The organism is Novosphingobium endophyticum (assembly GCF_014640675.1).
In the GTDB taxonomy this organism is placed as follows: Bacteria; Pseudomonadota; Alphaproteobacteria; order Sphingomonadales; family Sphingomonadaceae; genus Novosphingobium; species Novosphingobium endophyticum.
In genome coordinates this window covers 1-7,886 of record NZ_BMHK01000064.1, presented here as the reverse complement: position 1 = coordinate 7,886, position 7,886 = coordinate 1, and the positions used below count along the sequence as shown (strand labels likewise).

Below are 7,886 nucleotides of genomic sequence, written 5' to 3'. Positions count from 1 at the left end.
TCGGTGCAGCCATCGCTTCCTCCTCACTTGCGAGGAAAGCAGCGAATCATAGTCCGAAACCTACCGCAAGCTTCCGTGAGTCAGTCGATCAGGCCACGGGTATTAGCACGAGACTGCAGCTCCGGCGGCTGCCGCGCCGGGCCGCCCCACGGGGGTGACCCGGGCGTGAACCTGAGTCCTCGAGCGATCAGGTGCCCTTCAGCGGCGGGCGGTAGACCTTGCCGTCTATTGTGGTGACGAGCTCGCCTTCGAGCGGTTCGCCCATCGGGCTGACGACGAAACCTCCGGGGCTGGTCTTCTTGGTGCCGTTCTGTCTCCCGCTGGCGCGAATGTCGGAATGCCAGACGACCCGCGGCTTGCCGCCCACCACCTCCAATTTTGCGCTCTCTGTGCCGTTGATCACGTGCAAGCCGTCGTCGGTGTAATTGGTGTAAACAGCGCCGACGTAGCGTCCCCCGATGCTCCGGAACTCAACCTCAGCCGAGCCGCCCTTTCGGCCCCTCATCGTGTACTTGCCTGCTGGGACCCCGCCTACGCGGCGCGGCATGGGATCGCCGGGCTTGTACGGGGTGCCCCAAGGAACCGTGATGCGGCCGGGGGCGGCAACCTGGCCGAGCGGCAGCGGCTGACGGCTGGTTAGGCGCGCGATCATCAGACGCGAGTGGCGGCCGCCGGGCTCGGTCGATTTTGGGCATAGCAATGGATTGGCGCCGCCGCAGTCGGGACTCGTCACCAACGCCTGCCAATAGACTACGTCAGTGCCGTCAGGCGACCAGGCCGGATCAGCGCGCGCATTCCAGTTAGGATCGCTCGCGCTGCCCGCTGCGCCGGGGCCGGCGTTGAGTTGTTGGCCTGCGTACTCACCCCAGGGCCCGGAGCGGTCGCCCCAGCGGTCGATCAGGTACGGCTGAAAGAAGCGCCGTAGTCCGTTCCGATAGCCAAACTCAGCGCTCAGCTTCACCATCATCGTCAAAGTATCGAGCAGTGGCGGGATCCCTCGCAGGCCGCCGTAGTACATGTGTCGGTCGACGCCCCGATTATCGAGGACGACGAACCACTTGTCATCCGGCGACATCATGATCGGATCGGCATAGCCCGGCGCGCTGGTCAACCGGTCAGAATCCCCGGTCTTCAGATCAGTAATGTACATATCAACCGCGCCTGCTTCCTCGAAGCCCATCCCGACCGCGTCCTCGCCGTCGCGCGTCCAGCCTCGCGCTTCGCCGATCTGCCCCTTGGCCGGATTGTTGATCAGGCGGGTGGGGTCCTGCGGATCGACACGAAACTGAGCGAAATCCGGATTGTCAGTGTTGGTTAGGACGAAAACGTCGGCTAGCTCATAGCGCGGGACCAAGTGCTGTCCCGTCGTAGGAGAGGGATTGAAGACCAGCCGCCCGACCAGTCCATGCTGATCCAGGTTTGCGCCCGTGGCGATCATGTGGCTCCACATCAGGTGCTGCCCGTCAGGATTGATCCTCAGTTCTCGCATCGATCCGCCGGGCCCTGCTCCATCAGCCGATGTATCCCAACGAATTGGGTAAACGCGGAGGCGATCGGGCGTGCAGGCTTGGTCAGTCAGCTTGTGCGGTCCGCAATCGACGACGTTGGTGCCTGCCAGCATCTTTCTGTCGCCAGGGAAGGCCTGCGGATGATCGACCCGCATCCAGTTGTCACCCGGACCCGCCTGCCGCCCGCCGCCGTCGGTCACGGCAGGATTGGCATATTTGCGCCCCTGAGCCGGAATGCCGCAGGTGATGCACTTCCAGGGATCGCCGTTCGGGAACAGCTTGCCGTTGGTCTTAATCGCGATCACCTGCGGGCCATCGTACGTGCTGCCCCTTGCTGAGCCGGTGAACTGAACGGGCAGCAGAACATGCTTGGCATCCCACATGTAGGCCGGACCCTCAATTATCCCGTCCGCTCTTGCGCTCATGCAGCCGGTGCCGCGCGGATTGATCTGGGTGGTGCAGGCGCCTGGTTCATCGGAGGGTGCGGTGGGAGGCAGCGGCAGCGACTGGACCACGACCGGCTCAGGATTAGGCGGCGGGGGGACGGCCTTAGATGCCTGAGTGTAGAGCGGCGCCGCGCAGGCGGCGCACGCCAGCGCCAGGCCCAACGTGGCGCTCATGCGCCCCACTGTGGAGTGGATCATGCAGTCTCCTAATGTTTTTTTGTTGCGATCGCTCAGTCTTCAGGTCAATTCCTTCAGAGTAGGGCCGGTGAAGCGGTGCTTCATACCACAGGCACTCCGAAGGACCGGCGCGGTCCGTGTCAGTACTAGGCAACTTCCTGCTGGATCAGTGCCGCCATCTGCTGTGCCGATTGCCCCCTTCACCGCACCAACAGCCGGACAGACGACCGCACCGTGTCGGACCAGATCATCAGCCCCAGGTCGAGTTCCGCGAGTGCCTGCCTTCCTGTTCCTTTCAACGCGGCACCCATTCCTCGACCGTTCCCCGACTGATGTTTACGCGCCATCGTATCGCATATACGATCATTCGGCTCAAGGAGGTTTGCCCGTCATTGCCCCTCTGCACCGCTCGTATTGGAGGGACACATGCAGATCTTGGCCGAGCGCGAAGCTCAAACGCTTCAAGCGTGTCGCCCTCAGATGTGAGAAAACCGCCGAAAACTTCCGATCAATCATCAGCTTCGCCGCAGGCCTATGTTTGATCAAATTCGTCCAGACAGCTAGGTCAGTCAACAATCACCATCGATGGATGGAGATGAGGGCAGGCGCCGAAACGTACTTCTTAGCTGTGGCTCGCGACACTGCACCTGATGGCACCCGGATGTGCAACTCGGAGGTGGCTTTGTCGATCGGCTTGTACGGGAGGATGAGGTGATGCGACACCGGTCGTAATCTGCCAAGTCTTAGGAGAAATCAGCGCAGGAAAGCGCGTCCGACTGGATGGGATTAGCAGATCAGCGGATAGACATCAGAGGCACTGGAAAATTAGCCACACTCAAACGCAGGAGACATGACCGCACCCGATGCCGTCGGCTCACCACAACATCATCAGTGATCGCAGGGCGCCGGCCAGACATGACAGCTCCGTTTCCTCAGGCGAAGCTGAGCGTTCGCGGACGTGCCGTGATGTCGACCACCAACGCATTGAAAAGCTTTATCACGTGGTCGACCGGGTAGTCCTCCGGCTGACGCATCCACCAAGCCAAGATCTCGAAGATGCCGCTGGTGACGAACGGCACTGCCAGGTCAATGGGTAACCACGGATTCGCTTGCGGTCTTGAATAGGCGATCTCGCGAGCGATGCGCATGAACTCCGTCCGCATCGCCGACGACGCTCCTCCCGTCAGGAGCGTCGTCCATAGCTTGCGATTCGCCTGAACGTACTCGCACATCTGGGCCGAGGAGCTTGGCTCTCGGGCGCCCAAAGCGGCTTCGCCCAATTTCAACAATCGGCGAACCTCGCCAGCGGCGATGTGTTCAAGAAGGTCGTCTTTACCAGCGAAACGTCGAAAGAACGTGGGATAACTGAGTCCTGCTGCTTCCGTGATATCCTTGATTGTAACTTGATCGAAAGACCTCGTGTCGAGAAGCTCAAGCAACGCTTGCTGCAGCGCTTCGATCGAGCGCGTTGAACGTGCGTCGTCTGGCTTCGTGGGAATGTTCGTGCGTTTTCTGGCCAATCCTAACTCCTCTGCGGCCTCGCACGTCCGCGGAAGAGAGTTGTGCGATCCGCTTTCTGACGCTTCACTGAGGATCGCCTATACAACCGTCCTCGTTAGCCATCCAGTGCACAAAGCGGTGTAGCGGATACATTGCATCGTGTGGGTTGCCTATGGCGCTGGGACCGGCCTCGCCCAGGCGCACCACACGCTGAGCGCCGCCGCTTGCGAGGTAATCACGCAATTCCGCCATCCGGCTGAAGGGGTAGACGCCGACTGTCTGAGTAGCGACGTTTACATGTTTCATAGCGTCCTGAAGCGACGAAACGCAGACCACGTTGGAAGTCTTCCGCAGGGGGTGGAAATCGACTGGCTCCGTCGAACGGATGGCCACACCGCGGCCATCGGTTACCCCGAAGACTGCAAACTCGTCGTCCATCATCCGCAGCACGTCGATCTGCTCGCGCAAATCCATCTCGAGTGGGCGCGGGGTGCCCTCACCCATTCGGTCGACGCGGATCCTTTCAGCCAAGAGTTTGCAATAGCGGTCGGCCTCCTGCGGCGAGGCTTCGATGAATGTGAACCGGCTCGAGACGCAGGGCTCTTGGCCGCCGATGGAAACGTCCTGAGCGTTGAGTTCGGCGGCCGCTGCCATGCTTTCCTCCGACGCGAACGCTTCCTTGCCGATCATCGAAATGGACGTTTTCGGGTCGAATGAGACGAGCTGGAAGCCGGGCCCAATGTATTTCATCACGTTGTTGATCGCGTCGCCCCCGCCCCAGGCGACGAGTTTATCGAAGTACTGGGGGCGGTAGAGAACGCGTTCGATCGCCTCGTCCCCGCCGCGCCAATAAATGGCCGACATCGAACGCACGACCGGGTGGTCAGGATCGATGTCCGCCATTGTCCGCAGGAACGCCACGGTCGAAAATGGATCGGCCGAAGCCATCTTGAAGAGGCTCACCGATTTGACCAGCGCACTCTGCGCAATCGAGCGGATTCCTTGCGCCGGGGCATTCCCGGGCAGCACGTGAATGAGCCGCGGCGGAAAGGCTCGGATGAAGCTGCGGCGGCCTTGGTGATCGGTGTGGGGGATCCACTCGTCGAGCGCCTTGGGATTGGGAAAGTTCTGCTCCACAAGCTCCCACAGCGAACGCTTGTCGAGATACTCGGCCGCGTTCAACATCTGGTACTCGATCGCTTTGCGCGGCTGAAGGCTGACCTTGGCCATCCGCTCGATGCAGGCCTCCACGTAGGGGTTCTTGCCGTCGCAGAGCTTCTGGCCGGCCTCGACCAAGAAATCGATGATCTCGGTCAACGGCACGTTGAGCAACGGCGGAAGTTCGGTCCGGGGAAAGACCAGCGAGTTGAGATCAACGGCAGGCGTCGCGAAATTGACCCCCAGGTCACGTGACCGGTGGATTGCTTCGCCAGCCTCGATCACCTTCCCATGTACGAAGAAGGGTGCAGAATCGGGTTGCTCGGCGGCCGGAGCGTCGATTGTTGTCTTAACGGTCATGGTGCTCTCCGTGTTGGGAGTTTTGCTGGTGCGACGAGTAAGCTGGCCCTCAAGAGAGGCCCCGGACGTAGGCGTCGACGGTGCCGGCGCAGCCGATCTTGTCGTCTCCTTCGAGGTCGGCGTAACGTGCGATGTCGTCGCGGATCGATGGCGATTTCGCGCCGCACGCACAGGGACTGAAGTCGATGTGGACGCGGTCGCCGGAGATAACTCCGCCCCAGCGACCGTCGAGCGACAAGTCGAAGAACGCAGCGCGCGCCTCGACCTCACCTTCGCTGAAGTCCACTAGGGCATCGCCCTCCTTGTTGAGTGGAACGGCGACGACCCAGGGCGGCACGTGGTACCGGCCACCCTTCTGGCAGCGCGGCATCGAGCTGTTGATCTCCTGCATCCCGTACATTTGGTAAATGAACTCCGGCGACAGGTTGAACGTGTCATAGACGAACTCGCGGTAATTATCGGGCAGCTGCGCCCGTTTGAGGCCGCCGCCCAGATAGATGGCATTCTCCGGGTGGAAATCCTTGCCGCTGTAGCCGCGGGCGCGCACACCTTCAGCCAGCGTGTAGAGCGAGGCCCACATGCCGGTCATGTAAAGGCGCTCGCCGCGCAGTGTGATGATTTCCTCGACGGCTGCATCACGAGCACGGTCAAGGGCCTGTTGCCGGCCGGCAGACTCCGCTTCGTACTCTGCGATTTCTTCCGGCTTTGCCGTTCCGTCCGCGATCGACTTGCGCAGCACGATCATCCGAGTAATCGAACCGATAGTGATGGGTGGAACGTTGTTCGTAGGACGCGGCTTATTCGGGTCGACAAAGGCACCCATCAGCGCCTGTCCCATTGCCGCATTGCGCGGCGTATAAGCGACGACTCCGCCGCTCCCCGCCATCGCCCGCCCGTCGCCGCGGCGGATGGAAGAACCCCACTCTACAGCACTGACCCCGTCTTGCGAAGCAAAGTCGAGGTCGGCTTGCGATGCATCAAGCATAGCAGACTTCCCCGTGGTGCCGCTGGAGCAAGAGACAAAATGCCCGGCTCGCTCAAGGCGCGCTACCCAGTCATCGATCCCGTCCACGCCGTCGAGATCCACCCCCGCGGTCGGATGTGCAGTGACTGTCCCGAGCCACTTGGTCATCCGGTCCCACCGCTCATCCACCAGGAAGCTTTCAGGATAGCTTTTGTAGGCTGTGTGCGGCAGCAGCAACGGCACAACATCTTCAAGGCTGCGGATCTCGTTCAAATCTACATCCTTGGCGCGCATGGCGACCAGCTTGATCTTGCCGACCTGCTCATGCAGCCGCTCGTTCATCGCCGCCACTTGCAGGTCGCGCACCTCGGAATACGCGATGTCATGCCCTTTGCCGCCAGGCATGTAGCCGAGTAGCCGGTCCGCGATCTCTCCCATCAAAGTTCTCCATCCGTTCAAACGCTCTACAGCGAATCGTTGCGCCTCACATGAATAGGTTATACCAAATAACACAGCCGGCACCAAGCCGGCGCCATTTGGGAGTGACAAAGGTGCCGGCGCCACGAGACATTATCGCCCAACGGCTAATCAGGGCTGGCGGTGTCGGGCACGCCCACGCCTCCAGCGCCAGGGTTCAGCGAACCGTCAGAGAGGAATGGCGCCAGCATTGGACGCTCGTACTTGCCTCAGGCGTCGGCCTCTCGCTCCATACCGTGTCGACTTACACCTTGGGGCTCGTCATGGAGCCGCTGAACGCGGAATTTGGCTGGAGCCGGACTCAGATTTCGGTCGTGAGCCTCATTCCGGCAATCTTGATGGTTCTGTTCTCACCGTTGATGGGGGCGATCATCGACCGGTGGGGGAGCCGCAGGCTCGCCCTTCCCTCCATTGTCCTCACCGGACTCTCGCTCGCCATGATAAGCTTGGCGAATGGCTCTACGGCTCAGTGGATGATGCTGTGGCTATTTTACGGCGTCGTCACCCTGGGAATCAAGGTAACCGTCTGGACGACAGCAATTTCGGGAGCCTTTTCAGCCGGGCGCGGACTCGCGCTCGGGACGATGCTGTGCGGCGCCGCGTTGTCGCAGATCGGGGTTCCGCCGCTCGCCCAGTGGCTCGTCGACGACTACGGCTGGCGCACGGCATACGTCGCAGTTGCGCTGGTCTGGACCACGCCGGCTCTGATCCTCGCCATGTTGTTCCTGAAGGACCCTCGGCCAGCCGCTGCGAAGACTAACGAGACTCCGTCGGCTCCGGCCAATGCGGAACTCCCGGGTCTCTCCGTGCTCGAGGCATTGCGCAATGCGCCCCTAATGCGCATTGCTGTTTCGACCTTGCTGACGATGTTCATCGGAACCGCCATCCTAGTCCATCAGGTTCCAATCCTGACCGATGCGGGCGTGAGTCGCGGCAACGCCGCGCTGTTGGCCAGCCTGGCTGGATTGGCCGGCATCGTGGGGAAGCTCTTCACCGGGTGGATGACGGACAGATGGGACGCCAGCCTAATCGGGGCATTGACACTGCTCGCTCCGATCATCGCCTACGTCAATTTGCTTTACCCATCCGGCTCCATCGTCCTGATGATGCTGGCGATGATTATCATCGGCTACACCACCGGGGCAAAGCTGCAGATCTCAGCCTACCTCACGGCGCAGCACGCCGGAATGCGTGTCGCGCGGCGATCTGGATGAGAGAGCGCGACGATCAAGATGAGAATCCGGTGTCTCGGGATTGGCGGAGGGCGTAGCCCGTAGCCGGTCCCGAGACACCGGA

General features: G+C 61.4%; 5 protein-coding genes. 1 reads left to right on the top strand and 4 read right to left on the bottom strand.

The window, feature by feature from the left end; genetic code table 11:
• Nucleotides 1–187 precede the first annotated feature (187 nt).
• From IEX32_RS19750 to IEX32_RS19735, 4 genes are all read right to left on the bottom strand, one after another.
• Nucleotides 188–2,152 carry a TolB-like translocation protein gene (locus IEX32_RS19750; RefSeq protein WP_188773251.1) on the bottom strand — a complete coding sequence of 655 codons (1,965 nt, stop codon included), beginning with the start codon at nucleotides 2,150–2,152 and terminating at the stop codon, nucleotides 188–190.
• A 911-nt stretch (nucleotides 2,153–3,063) separates the two neighbouring features.
• Entirely contained in the window at nucleotides 3,064–3,651 is a 588-nt protein-coding gene (locus IEX32_RS19745; protein WP_188773250.1) for a TetR/AcrR family transcriptional regulator, read from the bottom strand.
• A 64-nt stretch (nucleotides 3,652–3,715) separates the two neighbouring features.
• Nucleotides 3,716–5,149, bottom strand: coding sequence for an acyl-CoA reductase (locus IEX32_RS19740; protein ID WP_188773249.1), 1,434 nt, complete (start codon nucleotides 5,147–5,149; stop codon nucleotides 3,716–3,718).
• Nucleotides 5,150–5,198: 49 nt separating this feature from the next.
• Nucleotides 5,199–6,551 carry a hypothetical protein gene (locus IEX32_RS19735; protein WP_188773248.1) on the bottom strand — a complete coding sequence of 451 codons (1,353 nt, stop codon included), beginning with the start codon at nucleotides 6,549–6,551 and terminating at the stop codon, nucleotides 5,199–5,201.
• 50 nt (nucleotides 6,552–6,601) lie between these two features.
• Here IEX32_RS19735 and IEX32_RS19730 point away from each other — a divergent pair, with 50 nt between their 5' ends.
• Entirely contained in the window at nucleotides 6,602–7,804 is a 1,203-nt protein-coding gene (locus tag IEX32_RS19730; RefSeq protein ID WP_268236775.1) for an MFS transporter, read from the top strand.
• Nucleotides 7,805–7,886 lie beyond the last annotated feature (82 nt).

Excerpts from the sequence above, each read along its gene's own strand:
- IEX32_RS19750 (WP_188773251.1), bottom strand. The coding sequence starts at position 2,152 with ATGATCCACTCCACAGTGGGGCGCATGAGCGCCACGTTGGGCCTGGCG.
- IEX32_RS19730 (WP_268236775.1), top strand. The coding sequence starts at position 6,602 with ATGAATAGGTTATACCAAATAACACAGCCGGCACCAAGCCGGCGCCAT.
- IEX32_RS19740 (WP_188773249.1), bottom strand. The coding sequence starts at position 5,149 with ATGACCGTTAAGACAACAATCGACGCTCCGGCCGCCGAGCAACCCGAT.
- IEX32_RS19735 (WP_188773248.1), bottom strand. The coding sequence starts at position 6,551 with ATGGGAGAGATCGCGGACCGGCTACTCGGCTACATGCCTGGCGGCAAA.